We start from the raw sequence: 22,912 nt of genomic DNA, 5'->3' as shown, positions 1-22,912 counted from the left end.
TTTGCTGAGTGAACGCGGCGCCTGTAAGTTTTTCGCGAGCAAGCTCGCTCCTACAAAAAGCCTTAACTGGCTGGTATTCGGGCTTGCCCGCGATGACGATAGACCTGGCACCCCAGCGTTCCCAGGTTAGCCCTGACGCTCCTGTTCCAAGGCATCTGCCAGCTCAACGGCCTTTTGCCCTTTGGTCTTCAACTCACTCACAATCACCGCCAGCACAATCAACACCGCACCCAGCATCGCGATTGGCGGGAACCGTTCCCCGGCGATCCGCCCCACAACGCCTGCCCACACCGGCTCACCGGCATAAATCAACGTCGCCCGCGTTGGCGAAACACTTTGCTGGGCCCAGTTCATTGCCACCTGGATCACCGCACTGGTCAAGCCCAGGCCTACGGCGCTGAACAGCAGCAACCACGAAAAGCCCGGTAACGCCTCGCCCATGGGCACCACCATCATGAACGACAGCACCGAAGCGGTGGCCAGTTGCACCACGGTCACCCGGCGAATATCCACCTGGCCGGCAAATGCGCTGATCAAGATGATCTCGGCCGCTATTGCCACTGCACCGATCAAAGTGGCGATTTCACCCGCACTGAAGTTCAGCGAGGCCCCTGCCGGGCCGGTCAACAGCATCAAGCCGGCAAATGCCAGCATGATGCCGATGCTGGGCATCAACCCGGGGCGACGGCCCAGGACCAGCCACTGCAACAGCGGCACGAACGGTACATAGAGCGCGGTAATGAACGCCGACTGGCTGCTCAGGATCGTCTGCAGGCCGATGGTCTGCAAACCGTAGCCGAACATGATCGCCACCCCGATAAACACTCCGGCCTTCAATTCGAACAGGGTCAGGTCGCGCAGGGTGCGCAAGGAAAAGAACCCCACCACAATCGTCGCGGCTGCGAAGCGCAGGCCGACAAAGAACATCGGCCCGCTGACGGTCATGGCGTGCTGCACCAGTAAAAAGGTGCCGCCCCAGATCATGGTGATCACCACCAGGATGCATTCGGCTTTACTGAAACGGTTGAAACGCGAAGGGGAGTTCGGGGCGGTCATGGCGGCTCGGTCTTGCAAGGGGAAAGCACGGACCGCACAATGCGCCGCACGCTGGGCAGTATACTGCGCACACCCACCTATTGAGCAATATAGTGCACAAAGAAAATCCGCAACGGGCTTCGGTCCTGCAGCACGTCAGCCAGAACGTTCGTCGCCTGCGCCATGCCGCCGACTTGAGCCAGACCGCGCTCTCGGAAAAGTCCGGAGTCAGCCGGCGTATGCTGGTGGCGATTGAGGCGGGGGAGAAGAACGTCAGCCTGTCGACCCTGGACCGTGTCGCCGAAGCGTTGGACGTGGCGTTCAGTGACCTGATCCAGGCGCCGGATGTGCGGGACCACAGCCGTATCAACGAGCTGGCCTGGGCGGGCGAGATTGTCGGCAGTAAGGCAGTGTTGCTGGCCAAGGCCACGGCACGGCGTGAAGTCGAATTGTGGGAGTGGCGGCTTGAGCCTGGTGATCGTTATTGCCCGGACCCTGATTTGGAAGGGTGGAGCGAGCAACTGTTTGTGTTCGAGGGCAGCCTGACGCTGGTGATAGGTGATCAGGAAACTGTCATCGAGGCTGGAGAGTTCTTTATGTTCGCCAGCCACCAGCCCCATGCTTATCGCAATGATGGAAATGCGGCGGTACGGTTTGTTCGAAATGTGGTGATTTGAGCAACAATAAGGGCGAACTGGCATGAGTGAATCCACCCGCGTTGCAGATGTACTGATCATCGGTGGTGGCCTGAGCGGCACGATGCTGGCCGTGCAACTGCTGCGCCTGCCGGGCACGCGGCGCATCCTGATAGTCGAACCCCGTGCGGAACTGGGGCGCGGCGAAGCCTACAGCGCGGTCGAATTGGGCCATACGCTAAACGGCAATGCGGCGCGCATGAGCGTTGACCCGGACAACGCCGACGACCTGACCCAATGGCTCACCGACTACATCAGCGCCGGCGGATGGCCCGAGTCGTACCAACAGCATGTGCCCATCAGCGAACTGTTCCCGCCGCGGGGGCTTTTCGGCCTGTACGCCCAGCAGCGTCTGGCGCAAGCCAAGGCAGTGTCCACCTCGATCGTCGAGCACATCCGCGCCGAAGGGGTAGACCTGCAAGTCGACCCCACCTCGGCGTTGTTGACCCTCGATACTGGCGAGCAACTGCGCGGCGCCTGTGCGGTAGTGGCCACCGGCATGTTTGCGGCGGCGCGCACTCCGCAGACCGAGTCCACAGGATTGAATGCCGCCGCGTTGGACCCTTGGGATGTCCCCGCGATGACTCGTCTCGATCCACAATCGACCGTACTGATCATCGGCTCCGGCCTGACCATGGTCGATGCCGTAGTCTCCCTGGAACAGGCCGGGCATCGCGGGCCTATCGAGGTTTTTTCGCGGCACGGCTTGTTGCCCCATGTACGCCGGCAACCGCCGAGCTGGGACGACTTCCTCGCCGCCGACCACAGCCTGAGCAGCCCCCGACAATTGCTGCGTGAGGTGCGACGCCAATGCCAGCTCGCGCTGAGGCAAGGTATTGACTGGCAGGCACCGCTGGACACGGTGCGCGTGCACATAGCACGCCTGTGGAGCCAGGCCAGTGAGGCTCACAAGCGCCAGTTCGTGCGGCATGTACGGCCTTGGTGGGAAAGCCATCACCACCGTTCGCCGCCCTTGAGCGCGCAGTTGGTGGCGCGGTTGCAGGAGCAAGGGCGATTGCGGATTCAGGCGGCGTCGTTCAAGGGCTTGGTGCCGTCGCAAGAGGGAGTTGCCATTGCGGTGCGCTACCGTGGCGAGGATGTGATCACCCAGGTGTTGGGCGCTGCGCTGATCAATTCCAGCGGCATCGAATACGACTGGCGCCGAGTGGCCCGGCCTTTACCGCAGCAACTGCTCAAGCGTGGGTTGGTCCAGCCTGGGCCGCTGGCGCTGGGGATTGCGGCGGATGCAACGGGGGCGGTGCTGGATGCTCGCGGCCAGGTCAGCCAGCGACTGTTCGCCATGGGGCCGCCGTTGCGGGGCATGTGGTGGGAGAGCACGGCGGTGACCGATGTGGCCCTGCAGGCCAAGGCGCTGGCCGCCAGGCTGTTACAGGTTTGACTGTGGGAGCTGGCTTGCCTGCGAAAGCGCTAGTGCAGTAACAGATGCAGTGACTGACACACCGCTTTCGCGGGCAAGCCCGCTCCCACATTGTGTTCTCCTTTTATCTTGAAACTTTCACAAACCCGGATGTCAGCCCAAACACCTCAACCCCCTGCGGCGTCGATTGCCCAGGGGTCACTTTCACCCGCTGCACCGGTTTATCCATCGCCGCCCGATACTCCACCGTCATGTCCGCCTGGATCGCCTGGCTGGGAATCACGATCGCCTGGTCATTGTTATAAGTGACAATCGTCAACCGCGCACTCATGCCCAGACGCACCCGCTGCAACTGCTGGGGCGTCAGGGTGGGGATCGACAAGGTCACCGGAAACTGCGCGCTGCCCTGGCTGTCGCTGGCGATGGCCAGGCCGCTGACCACACTGACTGAACCCGACAGCCGCTCGCCATCAAAGCCATCGCCCATGACTTCAACGGCCTGACCCTGACGCAACTGGTTGATATCCAGCTCTGAGACTTTGGCGACGATTTTCAAGCGTTCGATATTGGCCAGGCCGAACAGCACCTGGCCCTGGCTGACCTTGCTGCCGGCCTGCACCGGCGCGTTGTTATTGCCGCCAACTTGAGCGGTATTGGTGTTGCCGGGCGCCGGTACTACGATGCCCGAGAAGGGCGCCTTGACCTCCTTGCCTTCGAGCAGTGTTTGCAAAGCTTCGTATTTCACCGTGGCATTGGTCAGCTCCATCTCGGCGATCTGCCGGTATTCGCCCTGGCCTTGGTCCAGGGCTTGTTGCAGCTCACTGCGCGCCGCCACCAAGTCCAATTGCTGTTGCTGGGTTTGCTGTTTGAGGTCATCCAGTTCGTTGCGCGGGATGATGCCGCGCTTGAACAGGTTTTCGCTCTCGGTGAGTTTGCGTTGGGTGTTGCCTGCGGTCATTTCAGCGGTGCGTAAACTGCGACGGGCGCGGCTGACGGTGGGGCTGCTGCCCCAGTCCTGCATTTCCTGCACGGTACGCCGGGCCTTGAGTTGCGCGGAGAGGGCGTCGCGCAGCTGTATTTCAAGCGTCGCCGGGTCCATGCGCAACAGGACCTGGCCGGCCTCGACGCGCTGGCCTTGTTCGACCAGGTTGGCCAGCACATTGCCGTCGAACGGTGCTGTCAGGACGACGGTGGTGTCAGGCTCGATCTTGCCCACCAGGCCGATCTGGTGCACCAATGGGTCGGGCTTTACGGCCAGCCACTGTTCGCCTGTAGCCGCTTGCTCAGCCCCGTTGCGTTGACTGAGCAGGCCGGCGGCCGCGCCGGCCAACAGCAGGATCAAGGCAACGGCCAGCAGGGATTTTCTATTAGTAGTCATTGAGGGCAATTTCCCAACTTTCCAGCGTCATGCCCAGGGTCAGATCGAGCTGGGTCTGGGCGTTCAAATAAGCGATCAGCGCATTGAGCTGGGCATTTTCGGCGTTGCGCAGGTCGGTCTCGAAGCTCAGCACCTGAAAGTTGGTGGAGCGCCCGGCGCTGAGCTTTTCCCGCTCGATCTCGATCTTGCGTCTGGACAACTCCACGGCGCGCTTGGAGATTTCATATTGGCGCCAGCGGGTGCCGAGGTCACGCACCACATTGTTGACGTTGCGCTCCAGTTCCTGACGAGCGTCGGTAATGCGGATTTCCTGATCCTCCACATTCACTCGCGCACGTACCTCGGCCTGGCGCGTGCTGATGTCGCCAATGGGGATCTGCACCTGCACCCCGGCGTAGCTGTCCCAGGTACGGTTATTGTCATGGCTGTTGTCGTTGTCGGTGGCGGCGCGCACCTGGTTGGCGCCGGCGACCAGGTCCACTTGCCAGCGCCCGGAGTCCTTGGCGATCACCAGGTTGAGGTCGGCCTGTTGGCTGCCGAGCAGGGCGGCGAGGTATTCCGGTTGCTGGTTTTGCGCGAGGTTGAAGGCCTGGCGTTTGTCGATCTCCAGGGGGCTGGCTTCCAGGGCCTCGGTGGCACGCACCGGTGTCGACAGGTCCAGGGCCAGCAGGCGCAGCAACGCCAGGCGGCTGGTGTCGAGTTGGTTGCGCGCTTCTTCCACGCCTAATTGCTGGGTGGCGATATCGGCTTCGGTCTGGACGATCTCGAACTCGGCCATGCGCCCGGCGCTGATCAGCGCTTTGTTCACCTCCAGTAAAGTAGTGGAGCGTTTGAGCGCTTCCTGGACGATCACCAACTGTTCCTGGGCGCGCAACAATTCGCGGTAGGTGGCGATGATCTGGCTGATGGTCTGCGCCACGGTGGCTTTGAGGTTCAGGCGGTTGGCCTGCTCGGCCAGGCGCGACAGGCGCAGCGGTGCGGTTGTGGCATCCCAACCGGCCCCGCGCATCAGCGGTTGGATGATCGCCAGGTCCAGGCCGTCGCTGCGGTAGCGGCCGGCGCGGTTGGCATTGTTCAACTGCTGGGTCCAGGCCATGCTCAAGCGCGTGCCGTATTCGCCGAGCAGGCTGCTGGTGGGCGCGACGTTGGCGTTGCGCGCATTGTCTTGGGAGCCGCGGGTGCTGCGGTAATAGCTGTTGAGGGTGAGTTTGGGGTTGAACACGTCTTCGGCCACTCGCAGGTCGAACTTCTGCGCCACCCGTTGCAAGTAGGCGCTGCGGATCGCCGGGTTATTACGCAGGCCCAGGTACACCGCGTCCCCCAGGGTCATGGTGGTGGCCTGGGCATTCAGCGAGACGCTACGCTCGTAGCCGCTGCGGGTAGTGCTGGGGGCCTGAGGGGTGATCACCACATCGGCGGCCATGCCCGGCAGGCTGATCAGCATGAGCAGTGCCAGGTACTTATTCATCGCGCAGGGCCTCAACCGGCTGCAAGCGTGAGGCCGACACCGCCGGATAAATGCCAAAGAACAACCCCACCAGCAACGTGCTGCCCACGCCCAGGGGCAGCGCGGCCACGGCCAGGGAAAACGCCCAGCCCGACAGCCACGCATACACCCAGGCGGCAGTCATGCCCAGGACTGCGCCGCACAGGGCCCCCACGGCGGTGAGGGTGACCGCTTCGAGCAAAAACAGATTACGGATGTCCCGCTGGCGTGCGCCCAAGGCCATGCGGATGCCGATCTCACGGCGGCGTTCCGAGACGTTCATCAGCATCACGTTCATCACTCCGACACCGCCGCCTACCAGGGAGATCGCGCCGAGGGCCAGCAGCAGGTAGGCGAAGGTGCGGCTTTGGCGGGTCATGCCATCGATCATTTGCTGGGGCACTGTGATGTCGACGCTATGGTCGGTGAGTTGGGGTTGCAGCGCGGCGGCGGCATCCTTGGCGATACGTTCCATGTCCTGTCCCGGCGCTGCGCGAATGATCAGGTTGTTGATCTGCGGGTTGGCGTAGATGCGGCGCATGCCCTCGGCGGGAATAAACAACGATTCGTTGGCCTGCACCGGCATCAGCATGGCCCTGGGCTGGTTGCGCAGGATGCCCACCACCACAAACAGGTAATCATTGATACGCACACGGTCGCCCAGTTGCAGCGGGTCACCTGGCGCGCCAAGGGCCTGGGCGAGTTGGTCACCGATCACTCCGTAGGTTTCGTTGGCATCGAAGGGTGACAGGAAGCGCCCCTCACGCAGCGCCAGGCGCATGGCGTCCTGGATGCCCGCAGTACTGCCGACAAAGTTGGCATTGGCGGTCCGCCCATGAAACACAATGGGCCCGCTGAACAGGCTGAGCGCGCCGATATGGGCAATGCCTGGCACTGCCTGGCGCACCGCGTCGAGGTCGAGCTGGGTGCGCATCGGCACGTTGCTGCTGCCCTTGGGTGGGAACTGGGCGATGAGGGTGTCGGTACCCATGTCCTTGAAAATCATCGCCGCATCCACCGCCGCGTTGTGGCCGATATTGATCAGCGCCACCACCGAGGAACTGCCGATGACGATCCCCAGGAGCGCCAGGATCGAGCGCTTGCCCAAGGTACGCAGGCTGATAAACGCTTCATGCAGCAGTTGGCTGAGGCTCTGCTCGACCCGCAGGCTCATGGGCGCCCGGCCTCACGCACCACGCCATTGCGCACCAGGATCTTGCGCTCCAGGCGGTCGGCAATGTGGGGGTCGTGGGTGACGATGATCAGCGTCACCTGTTGGTCACGATTGAGGTTCAACAGCAGGTCCATGATCTCTTGGGCGGTGGTGCTGTCGAGGTTGCCGGTGGGTTCGTCGGCCAAAATCACCGAGGGGTTGCCTACCAGGGCGCGAGCAATGGCCACGCGCTGGCGCTGGCCGCCGGAGAGGTCGGCGGGGCGGTGGTGGGCGCGTTCGGCGAGGCCGACTTGTGCGAGCATGCGCTGGGCGTGTTCCACCGATTCATGCCGCGACACGCCGCGATAACTCAAGGGCAGTGCGACATTGTCCAGGGCACTGAGGCGGGGCAGCAGGTTGAAGCTCTGGAACACGAAGCCGATCTGCTGGTTGCGGATCGCCGCCAGCTCATCGGGGGTGGCGTTGAAAATATCGTGGCCGGCAAAGTGGTATTGGCCGCAGTTGGGCAGGTCCAGCAGGCCGAGGATGTTGAGCAGGGTGCTTTTGCCGGAGCCGGAGGCACCGAGGATACCGCAGCTGTCACCGCTGGCGATGGACAGGCACACGTCATTGAGAATGTTCAACTCTTGCCCGGCGAGCTGATAGCGCTTGCCGATGCCTTGCAGGGAAATCAAGCCGGGTTGCGCGGGGGTCTGTGTCATCATGACTACGCCTGCAGTCTCGACGGTGCCGACTTGCTCCCCGAAAACCCTTGTAACAAGTTCGGAAGCTGCCTGTACGCGTCACGGACTGGTTTTATTTCTTGTTTTTAAAATATTGTTTGAATAGTAACTGCCTTCCTGACGCTTCGCCAGCCACGGAGGTAGAGCGGTTTTACCTCTCGAAGCGATTTCGCCGTCACCTGTGTGCGGCTCACAAAAATCCCATGCCTGGTCTCAAAAGCCCGGTTATACAGGCTTTGCAAGATATGGCGGAGTGTCACTACTTGCTTTCGACGGGCCGCCCCGGTATAAAAAATCAAATTATTTTTTAAAACAATATTTCCGCCGTGGAATCCATATGGTCGCGAAGAAACTCAGCGCTCCAAACGTTACCAAGACTCGACTGCTGGATGCGACAGAGGCTCTTTTTATCAAGTACGGCTATGACGCCGTGTTGCTACGGCAGATAACCGAACGCGCCCAGGTCAACCTGGCGGCGGTGAACTACCACTTCGGGGACAAGGACTCCCTGATGAAAACCCTGCTGATGCAGCGCCTGGAGCCGCTCAACGAGCAGCGCCTGGAGTTGCTCGCGCGCTGTGAAGCCGAATCCGATGGCCCACTGGACTGCGACACTCTACTGGGCGTGCTGTTTGCTCCGGCCATGGGCCTGGAGCGCAGCGACCCGGCCAGCGGGGAAGGGCGCTCGTTCATCCGCTTCCTGGGGCGGGTCTACAGCGACACGTCGCCGTTCATTCAGGAATACCTCAAGGTCCATTACCAGCCGGTGTTCCAGCGGTTCTTCGAAGCCTTCGCCCTGGCCTTGCCGGATTTGCCACGTAATGAACTGGGGGTGCGCCTGCAATTTGCACTCAAGGCCATCTCCGGGGTCATGGCCGGCACCGAACTGCGCTTGCTGATGAACTCCATGAGCCTGGGCCGCCCGGCCACGGATGCCGAGGTGATGGCCAAGCTGATTACCTTGGTGTCGGCAGCGATCCGAGTGCCGCAGCAGAGTGCAGAGGCTGAAACGGCGTTGGCGAAGGTGCTGGATACCCAGCGCGCCATTCGCGAACAAGCCACACGCTGAAGCCAATCCCCAAACCCCTGTAGGAACGAGCTTGCTCGCGAAGAACGTCAACGATAACGCGGGCATTCTGGTTAACCGCGCCGTCATTACGTTCTTCGCGAGCAAGCTCGCTCCTACAAAAGCGGGGCGTTTTCCAGCACCAAAAGGCAGGCAAAAAAAAGCCCGCTGGGGCGGCGGGCTTGATATGCAACGTTTGTAACGGATGAGGCTTCACACTACGTCTCGGCTTGTGAATAAAACGTGAAAAATATGTAAGAGAAAGTGTGAATGTGTCGATGTGCGTAAAGCTGCTCTCCAGCTGTCGCTAAATCTTCCAGCGTGCGGCACTTTTGCCAAGCCGTTGACGCATCTGGTCCACGTTCGCCGCCAGTTGCAGGGTCAACAGGCGATACCCATCCAGCGCGCTGTACACCGGTGCATCAAGCGCAGGCTCACTGGCATGGGCGTGACCGGTACGCTCCAACCGCTCCGTCACCCCCGACTTCAATGCCCGCGCCATCCCCACCAACTGCACCCGAATCTGCCGATGCTCGGCTTTCAACATGACTTGCATCCGCGCCGTGGACTGCTCATCACGCGGGGCCGGCCGGGTATTGCCCAGAATCTCCAGGGTGCTGATGCACAGGCGCAGGTGCCGCTGGATCGCATCCAGTTCAGTCATGGAAATCCGCACTTCCTTGGACACCGACGGCATCAACGAGCGCAGTTGCACCATCGCCCCGTTCAAGCGGTTGAGCAGCTTGAGGTGTTCATCGTCAGTTACCGATTGGCCATTGATGATCCGGCTATAAATCTGCGCGCAGTCACGCAGGGCGCTGGCCAGGTTGTAGCGCCACGAATACACGGCGTACAACGGCAAGGCAAAGGAAAACGCCAGGGCCAGCACAATGCCGATCAGGATATCGACGGTGCGCCACAATCCATCGGAGATAGGGTTATCGCCGTGGCCGGCGACGATAAACACCGTGATCGCCGACAGCAGTGCGATATAGCCGCCTTTGCCGATGGCGTGATAGGAAAAGAACCCGCACACCACCGACATCAACAGGTAGGTGAGCAACGGCAGGCCGAAGTAAGCCTGCTGCACCACCAGCAGCAAGCCGACGCTGGCGCCGATCAAGGTGCCGTAGGCGCGCTCGACGGCTTTCTTGCCGATATTGCCGTGGTGCTGCAACCCGCCGATCACGATCAGCATGGTCACCGACGCCCATTCACCGTGGGGCAGGTTGAGGCCGGTGGTCAGCAGGATGGTTGCCAGCAACCCCACCGACACGCGCGCGGCGTGGATCAGCTTGGCATGGCGAAAGCGGCGGTAGGGGTCGAGCAAGGGGCGCAGCAGGCGCCGGGCAAAGAAGGGCAGGTTCATCAGCAGTAAAGTGGCCTCGATTATCTGAGTGCGCGCGATCAAATGTGGGAGCTGGCTTGCCTGCGATAGCATCACCGCGACCTGACTGAAAGACCGAGGTGCCGGCATCGCAGGCAAGCCAGCTCCCACACTGACCTGTCTGCACATTGGAACGGGGTTGATTTTAGAAGATGTAATCGGTAGTCAGGAAACTCGAATCGCGGTTGCGCAAAATATCGCTGACCAACGCCTTGTTACTTTCCTGAAACTTGGTTGCCACCAAGGTGCGGATCGAGAACACTCGCAAGGCATCATGCACCGACAACGTGCCCTCGGCCGAGTTCTTGCGCCCGTTGAAGGGGAAGGTGTCCGGCCCGCGCTGGCATTGGGCATTGATATTGATACGGCCCACCTGGTTGGCGAAGGTGTCCACCAGGCGTCCGACTGCCACGGGGTCGGTGCCGAAGAGGCTCAACTGCTGGCCGAAATCCGAGTCCAGCACGTAGTCGATCACGGTCTCCAGGTCACGATAGGGCACGATCGGCACCACCGGGCCAAATTGCTCTTCGTGGTAGACGCGCATCTGCGGGTTTACCGGGTACAGCACCGCCGGGTAGAAGAACGAACCACGGCTGCTGCCGCCCTCGGGGTTCATGACCTTGGCGCCATGGCGCGCCGCATCGGCCACCAGTTCGCTGAGATAGTCGACCTTGCCCACTTCCGGCAGTGGCGTCAGCGCCACGCCATCCTCCCACGGCATGCCGGGCTTGAGCGTCGCCAGCTTGGCGTTGAATTTCTCGATAAAGCGCTCGACCACGTCTTCATGCACGAACAGGATTTTCAGCGCGGTGCAACGCTGGCCGTTGAACGACAGCGAGCCGGTGACCGCTTCGTTCACCGCATTGTCCAGGTCCACTTCGGGCAGCACGATCCCCGGGTTTTTGGCATCCAGGCCCAGCGCAGCACGCAAACGGTGTGGCTTGGGGTGCAGTTTTTTCAAATCACTGGCGGCCTTGTTGGTGCCGATAAATGCAAAGATATCGATCTTGCCGCTGGCCATCAGCGCGCTCACGGTCTCGCGGCCGCTGCCGTAGATCACGTTGATCACCCCGGCCGGGAAGCTGTCGCGGAACGCCTCCAGTAACGGGCGGATCAACAGCACACCGAGCTTGGCCGGCTTGAACACCACGGTATTGCCCATGATCAAGGCCGGGATCAGCGTGGTGAAGGTCTCGTTCAAGGGGTAGTTGTAAGGCCCCATGCACAGCGCCACGCCCAGGGGCACGCGGCGGATTTGTCCGAGGGTGTCCTGCTCCAGTTCGAAGCGGCTACTGCGGCGGTCAAGCTCCTTGAGGGCATTGATGGTGTCGGTGATGTAGTCGCAGGTGCGGTCGAATTCTTTCTGCGAGTCCTTGAGGTTCTTGCCGATTTCCCACATGAGCAGTTTCACCACCGCGTCGCGCTGTTCGCGCATACGCCGCAAAAACGCCTCGACGTGCTGGATGCGCTCAACAACGCGCATCGTCGGCCACTCACCCTGGCCACGGTCATAAGCACGCACCGCCGCATCCAGCGCGGTTAGGGCGGTCTCCGCGTCCAGCAGCGGCGTGCTGCCGATATGCACGCGTTCATCGCCCAACTGCACCGGGCTTTGCACGCGCGCAAGCGGGCCGTTCCACACCCGCAGCTGGCCATCGACCAGGTAGTCGCGCTGTTCAATGGGCGCCGCCAGGCGAAATTGCTCGGGAATCTGGGAGACGGAAGTGGGAAACAGCTGGGCGAGCAGGTTGCTGGTGGTCATGTCGCTACCCCTGGAATAGTTGCAAAACATGACTAGAGAGTCACCCAACTGACGGCTCTAAGGCAAGGCTTACGCGCATTGTTGTTCGCAGCGCGGTGCTCGCCGGGTAAACTGCGCGGCTTTTCAGAAGGAGTTCACATGAGTCAGTACCAGCCGGGCATTCTTGCCGCACCGGTGCCTTTGCAGGCCCGCCATCTGTTTTTCGCCCTCGATTCCCTGCAAGCCGTGCCCGCAGCATTGGACGCGCTGGTGCAACTGACGGATGCGCAGGCGGTGGTCGGTTTCGGTGAGCCGCTGGTAAAGGCACTGGGCGCCGAGATTGAAGGGCTGCGCGCATTTCCCTCAGTAAGCGCCCCTGGCGCGCACAACCCGTCCACCCAGCAGGCGTTGTGGGTATGGCTGCATGGGGTGGATCGCGGTGAGTTGCTGCTGCGCAGCCGGGCCGTCGAAAAAGCCCTGGCCCCGGCGTTTGCCCTGGTGCAATCGATTGAAGGCTTCCGCTACAAGACCGGTTTTGACCTGACCGACTACGAAGACGGCACAGAGAACCCTCACGACGATGCCGCCGTGGAAGCGGCGTTGACCGACAGCGGCGCCAGCTTTGCCGCGATCCAGCAATGGCAGCACGATCTCGACGGTTTCGCCGCATTGCCTGCCCAGGAGCGGGATCACATTATCGGCCGTCGCCATGGCGACAACGAAGAACTCGACGACGCCCCGGAATCGGCCCATACCAAACGCACGGCCCAGGAGAGCTTTACCCCGGAAGCCTTCGTGGTACGTCGTTCGATGCCCTGGGCCGAGAATGGCCAAGCGGGGTTGATGTTTCTCGCCTTCGGGCATTCCTTCGATGCGTTTGAGGCCCAGCTTCGGCGTATGAGCGGGTTGGAGGACGGGATCGTCGATGGCCTGTATCGCATCAGCAAACCGCTGACCGGTGGCTATTACTGGTGCCCGCCGGTGAGGGAAGGGCGCCTGGACCTGAGTCTGGTTTTTTAACTGCTTTTTGCCTGCGTCCTGAGGTACGCCTCAAGCGCTTTTGAGCGTTTCCAGCCACGCGGGATCGAGCCGGGTTTGTTCGGTATCGATCCCCATCGCGTGCATCTTCGCCTTGTGTGCGTCAATCTCGCCGACCAGTTGCGCCTGGGCGCTGGAGTTGGCGTCCAGCTCATGCATCTGCGTCAGCCCCAAGTGATAGAAACGCAACAGCTTGATGGCGGTGGGGTCGTTAGCTTGTACCCGCTCGGTGACCTTGTGCATCACGTTGGTCACGCTCATCAGGCTGCGCTTGAGCTGCCAGCCATACACCGCTGGCGCCAACCAGGCCTGGCTCCAGAACGGACCACGCACCAGCGCCAAGACGATCAACACAGCGGCAAATACACCGCCGACATTGAAGCGAAAGTTGTCACCGCCAGGTTCGCCGAACAGCATCACCGCCAGGCTCGACAGCAGCATGGCCAGGGCCAGGAATAGCACGGCCACGATCAGCGTGCTGCGGCGGGTTTGTTGACGGTAGGTGACGGGGTCGCAGGGTTTGAGCTCGAACATCCGGTTCAGGTCTCCAGAAAGGGCGCTTATCTTCTCATGCTTGCAACAATGAAGTTGAACGATGGCTGCGCACGGTTTCTCTAAACCTGTGAAGCCCCCATGAGGTATGCCGTCATGTCTGAACACAAGCAGCCACCGCCGGGTACACCGGATCCTAACCGCACGCCGGGTGAAGAGGAGCGCGACAACGATGCACTGCGTCCCAACGATCCCAAAGAGCGTGGCCCCGACAACGATGTGGAGCGCGTCGAAGAAGACCTGGAAAACCTCCACGACAAAGCGCGCCCGCTTTAGCAGGAGCATGTGATGAACAAACGTACCGATGGTCCCCACTCCAACGAGCACGCCAGTGGTAAGGATGAGCTGGGTTTTGACCCGGACTCGCCCGATGTGGCCGACCCGCAGGTTGATCCGGTAGGCCCGGCTATTGCACCGCTGGATGAGAAAAAGTCATCTGAGAAAAAGCCGCCCTACGATCCGTTGGGCGACTTGAAGAAGTGAACCGAGCCCCGCCGTTGTGCGGGGCTTTGTTTATTTGGGCGGGTTCCAGCTGACGTCGCTGATACCGTATTTTTCCGCCCAGGGCCGGGTAGTTTTTTTCACTTGCTCGTGACCAACGCGACCGATGCGGCTGACATGCGCAATGTCGGCATCAACGGCCGCCCAGTGCCAAGCTTCAGCGTTGTTCATCACCTCGGCGCGCACCACGAAAGACTTGGGTTTACCGTGTAGCTGATAGTGGATGGTGTAGATTTTTGCGGTACTCATGTTGCCTCCCTGTCTTGTTATAGATGGATAGGCCGTCGTTCTAAAAGGTTCATTCAAAATGACAACGTACGCAGAGGCGCGGCATAGTGACGCTCTTGCCCTGCGCCCGAGGATCGCGCCATGCTCACACCCACGGATAGCCGCCTGTACCTGCAACGCCTGGGCTATGCCTCGCCACCGGCGCCGACCTTGCAGACCCTGCGGGACTTGCAACTGCGCCATGTGTGCACCTTCGCCTTTGAAAGCCTGTCGACCCTGATGCAGGTGCCGGTGCCGATTGACCTGCCAAGCGTCGCGCAGAAGGTGTTGCACCAGGGACGCGGCGGCTATTGCTATGAGTTGAACCAGCTGTTCCTGGCGCTGTTGCAGGCGCTCGGTTTTGACGCCCGTGGCATCACCGGTCGTGTGGTGATTGGCGGGCCACCGGACGCCCACACCGGGCGTACTCACCGTCTGAGCCTGGTGACCGTTGATGGCGTGCGCTATATCACCGATGTGGGCTTCGGTGGCATGGTCCCCAGCAGCCCGTTGCAACTGGACAACGAAGCGCCCCAGGCCACGGCCCATGAGCCTTTTCGCCTGACACACCATCAGGGCAGCTACACGTTGTGGGCCCAGGTCGGTGAGGAGTGGCGCGGCTTGTATGTGTTCGACCTGCAAGTGCAGGCCGATATCGACTATGAAATCGGCAACTGGTATGTCTCAACGCACCCGGGGTCACCGTTCGTGGGGCAGTTGAAAGCGGCGCTACTGGCTCCCGGCCAACGTCATACTTTGGCCAACGCCCGCTATGCGCTTCATTACCTGGATCGACCCAGTGAAAAGCGCACGCTTGAGAGTGCCGATGAACTGCTGGGGCTCTTGCGCGACACCTTCGGCATTCGGCTGCCGGATCAGCCTCAACTGCGCGAAGCCGTCGAACGCCTTATTCGCATGAATCCTGAAGAATATTGAGATAGAGCCTTCGCTGAACCGTTTTTTCTCCATTTTGGTGCAAATCAGTTCGAACTTTTCGCAAACGCGAGGGTTCGAACCGATTCCTGAATACTTTGCCCACCTTAAAATGGAGATGTAAAACGATGTCCAAACTATTCGGAAAATTCATCAAGAGCACCTCGCTGCTGGCCCTGGTAGCTGCGCCAGGCGTGGTGTTTGCTGCACCCTCCACCGACCCGATTTCCACGTTCGGAATCATGGGCAGCTACAACGACTTCAAACTTGAAGGCGGTAGCGAAAGCGACAAGGAGCACATGCCCGAAGCCGGCCTGTTCTACAACTTCGGCAACAAGCTCACCGCCGAGTCGGGCTTTATCTACCAGGCCGGTATCGAAGCCAAGTACGGCGAGAAGAGCGATAACAAGCTCAAGGAAGGCCAGGCTGACCTCGACCTCGGCTGGCGTGCCGCGCTGGATGCGCGCAACTTCGTCGACGTGATCGTGGGTGGTGGTTACACCTGGACCCGCTACGAGCCGGACACCAATGGCTACGACATGAAGCTCACCAACAAGTCGCCGTTTGCCAAGGCCGCTCTGGGCTACAACCACCAGTTCGATGACATGACCCTGCGCGTTGAAGCCGGCGCCCGTCACACCATCGACGGCCGCGCCAAGCTCAAGGTGGACGGCGTTGGCAGCGACAGCGTGGACCTCAAGGACCGCACCAACCCTTATGCCGAAGTCAGCCTGCTGATGAACCAGAAGGGCGACCTGCCAGTGATGGCGGGCTTGTACTACACGCGTACCGAGTACAAGCTCGACGACGACTCCTATGTGGCCGATAACACCAAGCTCAAGCGTGATGAGTATGGTTTCAAGGTGGGTATCGCGTTCTGACGCTGTTGCACTGAAAAAACGCCCCGAACTGCCGGGGCGTTTTTTTTCGGCTTGCAGGTCAGCCCAGTGCGGCCAGTTGCGCCACGGTTTCCGGAAAGCGCGCCACCAGGCGGATCAGGGTGACGGCCTGGGCGTTGGGTTTGGCCCGGCCTTGTTCCCAGTTCTCCAGGGTGCGGGTGTTGGTACGCAGATACATGGCGAATACCGACCGGGAGAGGTTGAGTTGCTGGCGCACAGCGATCACCTCGTCTGCGGTAAGCGGCGCCAGCTTGTTGAGGTGCACTTTGTGGTTGCGCAGGGTGATTTTACCCTGGCGTTCATCGGCCAAGGCGTCGAAGCCTTCGACCAGTTCGGAAAAGATGTCACGTTTCATCGTGCATTCTCGCTTTGATTTCCCTGTCCAGCATGTGTTTAAGGGCTTTCTTGTGTTGCGGTGCCAGGTCGTTTTGTTCGTGTTTGCCGTACAAGGTGAATAACCAGAATTGCGTACCGCCTGACCACCAGTAATAAATGACCCGCAGGCCACCGCGCTTGCCTTTGTTTCGTCGTTCATCGATGAAGCGAACCTTCCTCAACCCGCCCGTCCCTTCGATCACGTCTCCTGCTTCGGGGTTTTTCATTAACTCCTGTTGAAAACCCTGGAAAAGCTCGTCACTCAGATAGTCTTTGCGATACCGCTCGAATGCCGGCAGTTCGATAAATAGAGCATCCATGTTCTGTACGTTGCCTGCGTAGAGTTTGGTGGCCCACCCGCGTTGGGTCAAGTGACCTTGCTGTGGGAACTTTCTTAAAACGCAGACACCATACGGCCGGCTTCAGCGGGTAGATGCCAGATGAAGAGGTAGATCGAGGAGGAAAATTCAGCGAGTCGAGGAGGGAAAAGCAAGTTCTGGGAAATGCAAAACGGCGCCCAAAGGCGCCGTTCTGTTTACTGCATCAATCTAAGCGATCAAACGCCCAGCACCGCGTGCTGCACCAGGGTGAGCAACGGTTGTGGGTACACGCCCAGGAAGAACGCGAGCAGGGCGATAGCCAGCAGCATGACGCCACCCGCCTTCTGTTCCCAATGCAGCTCGGCATCTACACGGCGCAGGTTTGGCTCGATCAGGTACAGGGTGACCATCACGCGCAGGTAGTAGAACACGCCGATGGCGCTGCCCAGTACCAGCGAGGCAACCAGCCACCATTCGTGGGCTTCGACACCGGTCGCGACGATGTAGAACTTGCCGATAAAGCCCGCCGTCAGCGGAATACCGGCCAACGACAGCATCATCACGGTGAGCACGGCGGTCAGGTACGGACGGCGCCAGAACAGGCCGCGGTATTCGTACAGGGCGTCGGCGTCACGGCCTTTGTACGGCGACGACATCAAGGTGATGACGCCGAACGCACCCAGGCTGGTGATCACGTAGGTGACCAGGTACACGCCAATGGCTTCCACGGCCAGGCCTTTGCTCGCCACCAAGGCGATCAGCAGGTAGCCGAAGTGGGCGATGGACGAATAACCCAGCAGACGCTTGAGGTTGTTCTGGGTCAGCGCCAGCAGGTTACCGAACAGGATCGACGCAATGGCGATCACCGTCAGCACGTTGCTCAGCACGCCGGTGTTGGCGGCAGGGGAGATCTGGAACAGACGCACCATCACTGCAAACACGGCCACTTTCGACGCGGTCGCCAGGAACGCGGCCACCGGCGCCGGGGCGCCTTCGTACACGTCTGGGGTCCACAGGTGGAATGGCACCAGCGACAGCTTGAACGCCAGGCCGATCAGCATCATCGCCAGGCCCAGCTGGGCAATCGGCGCCGGGCTGTTGGTAGCGGCCAGGGCGTGGCCGATACCGGTGAAGCTCAGGCTGCCGGCTTCGGCGTAGAGCAGGGCCATACCGAACAACAGGAACGCGGAACCGGCTGCCGACAGCACCATGTACTTGATGCCGGCTTCCAGGGAGCGTTTGTTGAAGAAGGCGTAGGCCACCAGGCCGTAGGTCGGGATCGACAGCAGTTCCAGGCCGATGAACAGGCCCGCCAGGTGCTGCGCGCTGACCAGCACGATACCGCCGGCCGCAGCCAGCAGGATCAGCAGGTACAGCTCTTCGCGGTTGCCCGGGTAGCCGGTGCCGCCTTCGCCGAGGTAGGCGTGGGCGAGGGTGACGCAGGCCAGGGTCGCCACCAGGATCAGGGCGATGTACAGCAGCGCGAAGTCATCGACCATCATCAATGGCGTGACTGCCAGTGGCGCGACCTTGAGGGCCGGGATGATCGACAGCAGGGCCAGGTTCAACCCGGCGCAGGACAGCAGGAACGTTTGCGAGTGATTGCGGCGCCAGGCGATTGCCAGCATCACCACCACGATGGTGAGGCTGGTAATCAGCAGCGGCGCAAGCGCGATAAAGTGTTGGATCGTGAATTCCATAGCGCTCTTACCGGGCCGAAGCGAGTTGGGAGAAGGCGGTGCCGAACCACTGCTGCACGCCATGCATCGTTGCGGCAGAAGTGTCCAGGAACGGTTGCGGGTACACGCCGATGAAGATCAGCAGTACCGCAAGGCCGAGCACCATGATCAGTTCGCGCGCGTCCATGCCTTGCAGGACGGTGTCGGACTTGGCCGGGCCGAAGTAGGCGCGGTGGATCATGATCAGCGAGTAGACCGAACCGAACACCAGGCCGGAGGTAGCAATGGCACTGATCCACGGCGTTTGCACAAAGGCACCCATCAGGATCAGGAACTCGCCGATGAAGTTACCGGTACCCGGCAAGCCCAGGGATGCGGCGGCGAAGAACAGGCTGATCGCCGGCAGGTATGCGATGCGCGACCACACGCCACCCATCTCACGCATGTCACGGGTGTGCAGGCGTTCGTACAGCTGGCCACTGAGGATAAAGAGGGCAGCGGCCGAAACACCGTGGGCCAACATCTGGATCACTGCGCCTTGCAACGCCAGCTGGCTGCCGGAGTAGATGCCGATCAGTACGAAACCCATGTGGGAAACGGACGAGAAGGCAATCAGACGCTTGATGTCGGTTTGGGCGAAGGCCAGGAACGCACCGTAGAAGATCCCGATCAGACCCAGGGTCATGGCAATCGGCGCGAACTCGGCCGAGGCATTCGGGAACAGCGGCAGGGCGAAACGCAGCAGGCCGTAGGCAGCGGTCTTCAACAGGATACCGGCCAGGTCCACGGAACCGGCAGTCGGCGCCTGGGCGTGGGCGTCAGGCAACCAGGAGTGGAACGGCACCACCGGCAGCTTCACCGCGAAGGCGATGAAGAAGCCCAGCATCAGCACGTACTCGGTGGTCAGCGACATCTTGGTTTTCAACAGGTCGGCGTAGTTGAAGGTAATCACGCCGGTGTTGTTGAAGTTGACCAGGACCAGACCCAGGATCGCCACCAACATGATCAGGCCGGAAGCCTGGGTGAAGATGAAGAACTTGGTCGCTGCGTAGATCCGGGTTTTCTTGCCGTCCGAAGAACTGTGACCCCAGAGCGCGATGAGGAAGTACATCGGCACCAGCATCATTTCCCAGAAGAAGAAGAACATGAACAGGTCCAGCGCCAGGAACACGCCGACAACGCCGCCCAGGATCCACATCAGGTTCAGGTGGAAGAAGCCCACGTGACGCTGGATCTCTTTCCAGGAGCAGAGTACCGAGAGGATACCCAGCAGGCCGGTCAGCAGGATCATCAACAGCGACAGGCCGTCGAGGGCCAGGTGCACATTGATGCCGAAGCGCTGGATCCACACGTGCTTGAATTCAAGCGCGAAGGTGGGATCGACACCCGGTGCCGGAGCGAATGAATAGTCACCGTGGGCCCACAGCCAGAGGCCGAGCGCGAGTTCCAGGGACATGGTCAGCAACGCAATCCAGCGGGGGAGGGTGGCGCCGAAGCGTTCACCCATCCAGCAGAGCAGGCCGCCGATAAAGGGGATCAGGATTAGCCAGGGCAGAATCATGACGGGCTCGTTTCCTTTCGCAAGTTTGCAAAGTACGCAGTGCACTTAAACATAGTCAGACCGCTACCACGACGATGGCGCCGATCACCAGCACGGCACCGGCCGCCATGGACGCTGCATACCAACGCAATTGGCCGGTCTCGCTGCGGCTCAGGGCGGTGTGACCGGCCTTGGCGGCACGCGGGATCAAACCGATGGTCTGGTCGAGCGGGTCTTTGCGCAGCACGTGGCTGATCGCAAGGTAAGGTTTGACGAACAGTTTGTCGTAGATCCAGTCGAAGCCCCAGGCAGCGAACCACCAGGCCGACAGGAAGCGACCAATGCCACTGTTGGCCACGGCAGTCACGAAGCGACGCTTGCCGAGGAACAGCAGGGCCGCCAGCAGGATACCGGCGATGGCGATGGCGCCCGAGGCGATTTCCAGGCTGTGCTGGGCTTCGCCGCCGGCATGGCCCACGCTTTGTGGCAATACACCGTGCAGTGGCGGGGTGATCATCGCACCGACGAAGGTCGACAGGATGATCAGCACCGACAGTGGCAACCAATGGGAGATGCCGTGGCCTGCGTGCGCTTCGGTCTTGGCTTCACCGTGGAAGGTGATGAAGATCAGGCGGAAGGTGTACAGCGAGGTCATGAACGCACCCACCAGGCCTGCGTACAGCAGGTTCTGGTTACCGCTGGCAAAGGCTTCCCAGAGGATCTCGTCCTTGGAGTAGAAACCGGCGGTCACCAACGGCAGGGCGGCCAGGGCGGCACCACCGACGATGAAGCTGGCGTAGGCCAGTGGCAGTTTCTTCCACAGGCCGCCCATCTTGAAGATGTTCTGCTCGTGGTGGCAGGCGACGATCACCGCACCGGAGGCGAGGAACAGCAACGCCTTGAAGAACGCGTGGGTCATCAGGTGGAAGATCGCCGCGTCCCAGGCGCCAACGCCCAGGGCCAGGAACATGTAGCCGATCTGGCTCATGGTCGAGTAAGCGAGGATACGTTTGATGTCGGTCTGCACCAGCGCGGCGAAGCCGGCCAGTACCAGGGTCACGCCGCCGACGATGCCCACCAGGTGCAGGATGTCCGGCGCCAGGGTGAACAGGCCGTGGGTACGGGCGATCAGGTAGACACCGGCGGTCACCATGGTGGCGGCGTGGATCAGTGCCGACACCGGGGTAGGGCCGGCCATCGCATCCGCCAGCCAGGTTTGCAGTGGCAGTTGCGCAGATTTACCCACGGCGCCGCCCAGCAGCATCAGGGTGGCCAGGGTGATCCAGAAGTCGCCGACCTGGAATTTCTGCGGTGCCAGCACCAGCAGTTCCTGGATGTTCAGCGTGCCCACCTGTTGGAACAGGATGAACAGGCCGATGGCCATGAACACGTCGCCGATGCGGGTGACGATAAACGCCTTGAGTGCTGCGTTACCGTTGTTGCGGTTGCTGTAGTAGAAACCGATCAACAGGTACGAGCACAGGCCCACGCCTTCCCAGCCGAAATACAGGAACAACAGGTTATCGCCCAGCACCAGGAACAGCATGCTGGCGATAAACAGGTTGGTGTACGAGAAGAAGCGCGAGTAACCCGCTTCACCGCGCATGTACCAGGATGCGAACAGGTGGATCAGGAAGCCCACACCCACCACCACGCCGAGCATGGTGATCGACAGGCCGTCGATGTAGAGGGCGAAGTTGGGCTTGAAGCCCTCGACCGCCATCCACTGCCACAGCACCAGGGTGTAGTGACCGCCTTCAGGCGGTGCCACGTTGAATTGCCAGATGACGTAGGCGGCCACGATGGCCGACAGGCCGATGGAGCCCACGCCGATCAGGGCCGAGAGGTTTTCCGACCAGCGCCCGCGAGAGAACGACAGCAGCAGGAAACCGATCAGGGGGAATACGAAAGTCAGAAAGATCATGTTCATCCGCGCATCTCACTGGCAGCGTCGATATCAAGCGTGTGGAAGCGACGATACAGCTGCAGCAGGATCGCCAGGCCAATACTGGCTTCGGCGGCTGCCAGGCTGATCACCAGGATGAACATCACTTGCCCATCCGGCTGGCCCCAACGTGCGCCTGCCACAATGAACGCCAGTGCCGCGGCGTTCATCATGATTTCCAGGCTCATCAACACGAACAGAATGTTACGGCGAACCATCAGGCCGACCAGGCCAAGGCAGAACAGGATGCCGGCGACCGCCAGACCATGCTCCAAAGGGATAGCAGGCATCGTCATTGCTCCTTGGCTTCGTTGCGGCCCAAGTGGAAGGCAGTGATGGCTGCGGCGAGCAGCAGCATCGAAGCCAGTTCGACCACCAGCAGGTACGGGCCGAACAGGCTGATGCCCACGGCTTTCGCGTCTACGGTGGTGTGGCCGATGGCCTGGCCGCTCTGGTGAGCGAACAGCACATACAGCAGTTCACCCAGCAGCAGCGCTGCGAGGACAACCGGGCCGAGCCAGATGCCGGGCTTGAGCCAGACGCGCTCCTGGGCGACCGAAGCCGGCCCCAGGTTGAGCATCATCACCACAAACACGAACAGCACCATGATGGCGCCGGCATAGGCGATCACTTCCAGCACACCGGCGAACGGTGCGCCGAGGCTGAAGAAGGTCATGGCCACGGCGATCAGCGAAATGATCAGGTAGAGCAGGGCGTGCACGGGGTTAGTGTTGGTGATCACGCGAAGCGTGGACACCACTGCAATACCCGATGCGAAATAGAAAGCGAATTCCATCTTTC

At 61.0% G+C, this 22,912-nt stretch carries 25 protein-coding genes; 9 read left to right on the top strand and 16 right to left on the bottom strand.

Annotation, left to right across the window (positions count from 1 at the left end; genetic code table 11):
* Nucleotides 1-126 precede the first annotated feature (126 nt).
* Entirely contained in the window at nucleotides 127-1,056 is a 930-nt protein-coding gene (locus tag BMH52_RS16710; RefSeq protein ID WP_019819413.1) for a DMT family transporter, read from the bottom strand.
* A gap of 92 nt (nucleotides 1,057-1,148) precedes the next feature.
* On the opposite strand from BMH52_RS16710, the gene BMH52_RS16705 reads away from it, so the two are divergent.
* Nucleotides 1,149-1,712 carry a helix-turn-helix domain-containing protein gene (locus tag BMH52_RS16705; protein ID WP_034127901.1) on the top strand — a complete coding sequence of 188 codons (564 nt, stop codon included), beginning with the start codon at nucleotides 1,149-1,151 and terminating at the stop codon, nucleotides 1,710-1,712.
* Nucleotides 1,713-1,734: 22 nt separating this feature from the next.
* Entirely contained in the window at nucleotides 1,735-3,129 is a 1,395-nt protein-coding gene (locus BMH52_RS16700; protein ID WP_073844380.1) for an FAD/NAD(P)-binding protein, read from the top strand.
* A 103-nt stretch (nucleotides 3,130-3,232) separates the two neighbouring features.
* On the opposite strand, the gene BMH52_RS16695 is transcribed toward BMH52_RS16700, so the two are convergent.
* Genes BMH52_RS16695 through BMH52_RS16680 form a run of 4 tightly spaced genes read right to left on the bottom strand, consistent with a single transcriptional unit; the run spans nucleotide 3,233 to nucleotide 7,850 of the window.
* Nucleotides 3,233-4,486, bottom strand: a complete 1,254-nt coding sequence (locus BMH52_RS16695) for an efflux RND transporter periplasmic adaptor subunit (protein ID WP_073844377.1) — start codon at nucleotides 4,484-4,486, stop codon at nucleotides 3,233-3,235.
* Nucleotides 4,476-5,954 (bottom strand): TolC family protein, encoded by a 1,479-nt coding sequence (locus BMH52_RS16690; protein WP_073844375.1) that lies wholly within the window; start codon nucleotides 5,952-5,954, stop codon nucleotides 4,476-4,478. The genes BMH52_RS16695 and BMH52_RS16690 overlap by 11 nt, the downstream gene beginning before the upstream one ends.
* Nucleotides 5,947-7,146 (bottom strand): ABC transporter permease, encoded by a 1,200-nt coding sequence (locus BMH52_RS16685; protein ID WP_073844373.1) that lies wholly within the window; start codon nucleotides 7,144-7,146, stop codon nucleotides 5,947-5,949. The genes BMH52_RS16690 and BMH52_RS16685 overlap by 8 nt, the downstream gene beginning before the upstream one ends.
* Nucleotides 7,143-7,850, bottom strand: a complete 708-nt coding sequence (locus BMH52_RS16680) for an ABC transporter ATP-binding protein (RefSeq protein ID WP_020302320.1) — start codon at nucleotides 7,848-7,850, stop codon at nucleotides 7,143-7,145. Before BMH52_RS16680 ends, BMH52_RS16685 begins: the two co-directional genes overlap by 4 nt.
* A 355-nt stretch (nucleotides 7,851-8,205) precedes the next feature.
* On the opposite strand from BMH52_RS16680, the gene BMH52_RS16675 reads away from it, so the two are divergent.
* Both BMH52_RS16675 and BMH52_RS29195 read left to right on the top strand, forming a co-directional pair.
* Nucleotides 8,206-8,937: a TetR/AcrR family transcriptional regulator gene (locus tag BMH52_RS16675; RefSeq protein ID WP_014718925.1), complete on the top strand. Its 732-nt coding sequence runs from the start codon at nucleotides 8,206-8,208 to the stop codon at nucleotides 8,935-8,937.
* 31 nt (nucleotides 8,938-8,968) lie between these two features.
* On the top strand, nucleotides 8,969-9,136 hold the full coding sequence (locus tag BMH52_RS29195) for a hypothetical protein (protein ID WP_158068758.1): 168 nt from the start codon (nucleotides 8,969-8,971) through the stop codon (nucleotides 9,134-9,136).
* A 105-nt stretch (nucleotides 9,137-9,241) separates the two neighbouring features.
* Here the strand turns inward: BMH52_RS29195 and BMH52_RS16670 are convergent, their stop codons facing one another.
* The gene (locus BMH52_RS16670; RefSeq protein ID WP_073844368.1) at nucleotides 9,242-10,303 is read right to left on the bottom strand and encodes an FUSC family protein; all 1,062 of its coding nucleotides are present in this window, start codon (nucleotides 10,301-10,303) and stop codon (nucleotides 9,242-9,244) included.
* 163 nt (nucleotides 10,304-10,466) lie between these two features.
* A complete protein-coding gene (locus tag BMH52_RS16665; protein WP_020302317.1) occupies nucleotides 10,467-12,083 on the bottom strand; it encodes an NADP-dependent glyceraldehyde-3-phosphate dehydrogenase in 1,617 nt (538 codons plus the stop codon).
* A 138-nt stretch (nucleotides 12,084-12,221) separates the two neighbouring features.
* On the opposite strand from BMH52_RS16665, the gene BMH52_RS16660 reads away from it, so the two are divergent.
* Entirely contained in the window at nucleotides 12,222-13,082 is an 861-nt protein-coding gene (locus BMH52_RS16660; RefSeq protein WP_020302316.1) for a Dyp-type peroxidase, read from the top strand.
* 30 nt (nucleotides 13,083-13,112) lie between these two features.
* Here the strand turns inward: BMH52_RS16660 and BMH52_RS16655 are convergent, their stop codons facing one another.
* Nucleotides 13,113-13,634 carry a DUF3087 family protein gene (locus BMH52_RS16655; protein WP_014718920.1) on the bottom strand — a complete coding sequence of 174 codons (522 nt, stop codon included), beginning with the start codon at nucleotides 13,632-13,634 and terminating at the stop codon, nucleotides 13,113-13,115.
* Between the two features lie 114 nt (nucleotides 13,635-13,748).
* On the opposite strand from BMH52_RS16655, the gene BMH52_RS16650 reads away from it, so the two are divergent.
* On the top strand, nucleotides 13,749-13,928 hold the full coding sequence (locus tag BMH52_RS16650) for a hypothetical protein (RefSeq protein ID WP_014718919.1): 180 nt from the start codon (nucleotides 13,749-13,751) through the stop codon (nucleotides 13,926-13,928).
* Between the two features lie 12 nt (nucleotides 13,929-13,940).
* Nucleotides 13,941-14,135, top strand: coding sequence for a DUF6021 family protein (locus tag BMH52_RS16645; protein ID WP_005789138.1), 195 nt, complete (start codon nucleotides 13,941-13,943; stop codon nucleotides 14,133-14,135).
* Between the two features lie 30 nt (nucleotides 14,136-14,165).
* Here BMH52_RS16645 and BMH52_RS16640 read toward each other — a convergent pair whose 3' ends face one another.
* Nucleotides 14,166-14,402 (bottom strand): DUF6555 family protein, encoded by a 237-nt coding sequence (locus BMH52_RS16640; protein ID WP_014718918.1) that lies wholly within the window; start codon nucleotides 14,400-14,402, stop codon nucleotides 14,166-14,168.
* Between the two features lie 120 nt (nucleotides 14,403-14,522).
* Here BMH52_RS16640 and BMH52_RS16635 point away from each other — a divergent pair, with 120 nt between their 5' ends.
* Nucleotides 14,523-15,356, top strand: a complete 834-nt coding sequence (locus BMH52_RS16635; RefSeq protein ID WP_072433921.1) for an arylamine N-acetyltransferase — start codon at nucleotides 14,523-14,525, stop codon at nucleotides 15,354-15,356.
* A 125-nt stretch (nucleotides 15,357-15,481) separates the two neighbouring features.
* Complete coding sequence (locus BMH52_RS16630; RefSeq protein WP_038450526.1) at nucleotides 15,482-16,234, top strand: outer membrane beta-barrel protein; 753 nt, start codon at nucleotides 15,482-15,484, stop codon at nucleotides 16,232-16,234.
* 58 nt (nucleotides 16,235-16,292) lie between these two features.
* Here BMH52_RS16630 and BMH52_RS16625 read toward each other — a convergent pair whose 3' ends face one another.
* The 7 genes from BMH52_RS16625 to nuoJ all read right to left on the bottom strand — a co-directional run bounded on the left by BMH52_RS16625 (nucleotide 16,293) and on the right by nuoJ (nucleotide 22,907).
* Nucleotides 16,293-16,607: a DNA-binding transcriptional regulator gene (locus tag BMH52_RS16625; RefSeq protein ID WP_014718915.1), complete on the bottom strand. Its 315-nt coding sequence runs from the start codon at nucleotides 16,605-16,607 to the stop codon at nucleotides 16,293-16,295.
* Complete coding sequence (locus tag BMH52_RS16620; protein WP_072433924.1) at nucleotides 16,597-16,947, bottom strand: toxin; 351 nt, start codon at nucleotides 16,945-16,947, stop codon at nucleotides 16,597-16,599. The genes BMH52_RS16625 and BMH52_RS16620 overlap by 11 nt, the downstream gene beginning before the upstream one ends.
* 236 nt (nucleotides 16,948-17,183) lie before the next feature.
* Nucleotides 17,184-18,647 (bottom strand): NADH-quinone oxidoreductase subunit NuoN, encoded by a 1,464-nt coding sequence (nuoN, locus tag BMH52_RS16615; RefSeq protein ID WP_003174731.1) that lies wholly within the window; start codon nucleotides 18,645-18,647, stop codon nucleotides 17,184-17,186.
* A gap of 7 nt (nucleotides 18,648-18,654) precedes the next feature.
* Nucleotides 18,655-20,187, bottom strand: coding sequence for an NADH-quinone oxidoreductase subunit M (nuoM, locus tag BMH52_RS16610; protein ID WP_014718913.1), 1,533 nt, complete (start codon nucleotides 20,185-20,187; stop codon nucleotides 18,655-18,657).
* 55 nt (nucleotides 20,188-20,242) lie between these two features.
* The gene (gene nuoL, locus BMH52_RS16605) at nucleotides 20,243-22,096 is read right to left on the bottom strand and encodes an NADH-quinone oxidoreductase subunit L (RefSeq protein ID WP_014718912.1); all 1,854 of its coding nucleotides are present in this window, start codon (nucleotides 22,094-22,096) and stop codon (nucleotides 20,243-20,245) included.
* Nucleotides 22,093-22,401 (bottom strand): NADH-quinone oxidoreductase subunit NuoK, encoded by a 309-nt coding sequence (gene nuoK, locus BMH52_RS16600; RefSeq protein WP_003174727.1) that lies wholly within the window; start codon nucleotides 22,399-22,401, stop codon nucleotides 22,093-22,095. The genes nuoL and nuoK overlap by 4 nt, the downstream gene beginning before the upstream one ends.
* Nucleotides 22,402-22,403: 2 nt before the next feature.
* Nucleotides 22,404-22,907, bottom strand: a complete 504-nt coding sequence (gene nuoJ / locus BMH52_RS16595) for an NADH-quinone oxidoreductase subunit J (protein ID WP_003174726.1) — start codon at nucleotides 22,905-22,907, stop codon at nucleotides 22,404-22,406.
* Nucleotides 22,908-22,912: the final 5 nt, after the last annotated feature.

Origin of the sequence: Pseudomonas sp. BTN1, from assembly GCF_001907715.1 — a bacterium.
Taxonomy (GTDB): Bacteria; Pseudomonadota; Gammaproteobacteria; order Pseudomonadales; family Pseudomonadaceae; genus Aquipseudomonas; species Aquipseudomonas paracarnis.
Note: the sequence above shows the minus strand (reverse complement) of the source record. Positions and strands in the feature narration are given on the sequence as shown.

Excerpts from the sequence above, each read along its gene's own strand:
- BMH52_RS16710 (WP_019819413.1), bottom strand. The coding sequence starts at position 1,056 with ATGACCGCCCCGAACTCCCCTTCGCGTTTCAACCGTTTCAGTAAAGCC.
- BMH52_RS16700 (WP_073844380.1), top strand. The coding sequence starts at position 1,735 with ATGAGTGAATCCACCCGCGTTGCAGATGTACTGATCATCGGTGGTGGC.
- BMH52_RS16695 (WP_073844377.1), bottom strand. The coding sequence starts at position 4,486 with ATGACTACTAATAGAAAATCCCTGCTGGCCGTTGCCTTGATCCTGCTG.
- BMH52_RS16690 (WP_073844375.1), bottom strand. The coding sequence starts at position 5,954 with ATGAATAAGTACCTGGCACTGCTCATGCTGATCAGCCTGCCGGGCATG.
- BMH52_RS16685 (WP_073844373.1), bottom strand. The coding sequence starts at position 7,146 with ATGAGCCTGCGGGTCGAGCAGAGCCTCAGCCAACTGCTGCATGAAGCG.
- BMH52_RS16680 (WP_020302320.1), bottom strand. The coding sequence starts at position 7,850 with ATGATGACACAGACCCCCGCGCAACCCGGCTTGATTTCCCTGCAAGGC.
- BMH52_RS16675 (WP_014718925.1), top strand. The coding sequence starts at position 8,206 with ATGGTCGCGAAGAAACTCAGCGCTCCAAACGTTACCAAGACTCGACTG.
- BMH52_RS16670 (WP_073844368.1), bottom strand. The coding sequence starts at position 10,303 with ATGAACCTGCCCTTCTTTGCCCGGCGCCTGCTGCGCCCCTTGCTCGAC.
- BMH52_RS16665 (WP_020302317.1), bottom strand. The coding sequence starts at position 12,083 with ATGACCACCAGCAACCTGCTCGCCCAGCTGTTTCCCACTTCCGTCTCC.
- BMH52_RS16660 (WP_020302316.1), top strand. The coding sequence starts at position 12,222 with ATGAGTCAGTACCAGCCGGGCATTCTTGCCGCACCGGTGCCTTTGCAG.
- BMH52_RS16655 (WP_014718920.1), bottom strand. The coding sequence starts at position 13,634 with ATGTTCGAGCTCAAACCCTGCGACCCCGTCACCTACCGTCAACAAACC.
- BMH52_RS16650 (WP_014718919.1), top strand. The coding sequence starts at position 13,749 with ATGTCTGAACACAAGCAGCCACCGCCGGGTACACCGGATCCTAACCGC.
- BMH52_RS16645 (WP_005789138.1), top strand. The coding sequence starts at position 13,941 with ATGAACAAACGTACCGATGGTCCCCACTCCAACGAGCACGCCAGTGGT.
- BMH52_RS16640 (WP_014718918.1), bottom strand. The coding sequence starts at position 14,402 with ATGAGTACCGCAAAAATCTACACCATCCACTATCAGCTACACGGTAAA.
- BMH52_RS16635 (WP_072433921.1), top strand. The coding sequence starts at position 14,523 with ATGCTCACACCCACGGATAGCCGCCTGTACCTGCAACGCCTGGGCTAT.
- BMH52_RS16630 (WP_038450526.1), top strand. The coding sequence starts at position 15,482 with ATGTCCAAACTATTCGGAAAATTCATCAAGAGCACCTCGCTGCTGGCC.
- BMH52_RS16625 (WP_014718915.1), bottom strand. The coding sequence starts at position 16,607 with ATGAAACGTGACATCTTTTCCGAACTGGTCGAAGGCTTCGACGCCTTG.
- BMH52_RS16620 (WP_072433924.1), bottom strand. The coding sequence starts at position 16,947 with ATGGATGCTCTATTTATCGAACTGCCGGCATTCGAGCGGTATCGCAAA.
- nuoN (WP_003174731.1), bottom strand. The coding sequence starts at position 18,647 with ATGGAATTCACGATCCAACACTTTATCGCGCTTGCGCCGCTGCTGATT.
- nuoM (WP_014718913.1), bottom strand. The coding sequence starts at position 20,187 with ATGATTCTGCCCTGGCTAATCCTGATCCCCTTTATCGGCGGCCTGCTC.
- nuoL (WP_014718912.1), bottom strand. The coding sequence starts at position 22,096 with ATGAACATGATCTTTCTGACTTTCGTATTCCCCCTGATCGGTTTCCTG.
- nuoK (WP_003174727.1), bottom strand. The coding sequence starts at position 22,401 with ATGCCTGCTATCCCTTTGGAGCATGGTCTGGCGGTCGCCGGCATCCTG.
- nuoJ (WP_003174726.1), bottom strand. The coding sequence starts at position 22,907 with ATGGAATTCGCTTTCTATTTCGCATCGGGTATTGCAGTGGTGTCCACG.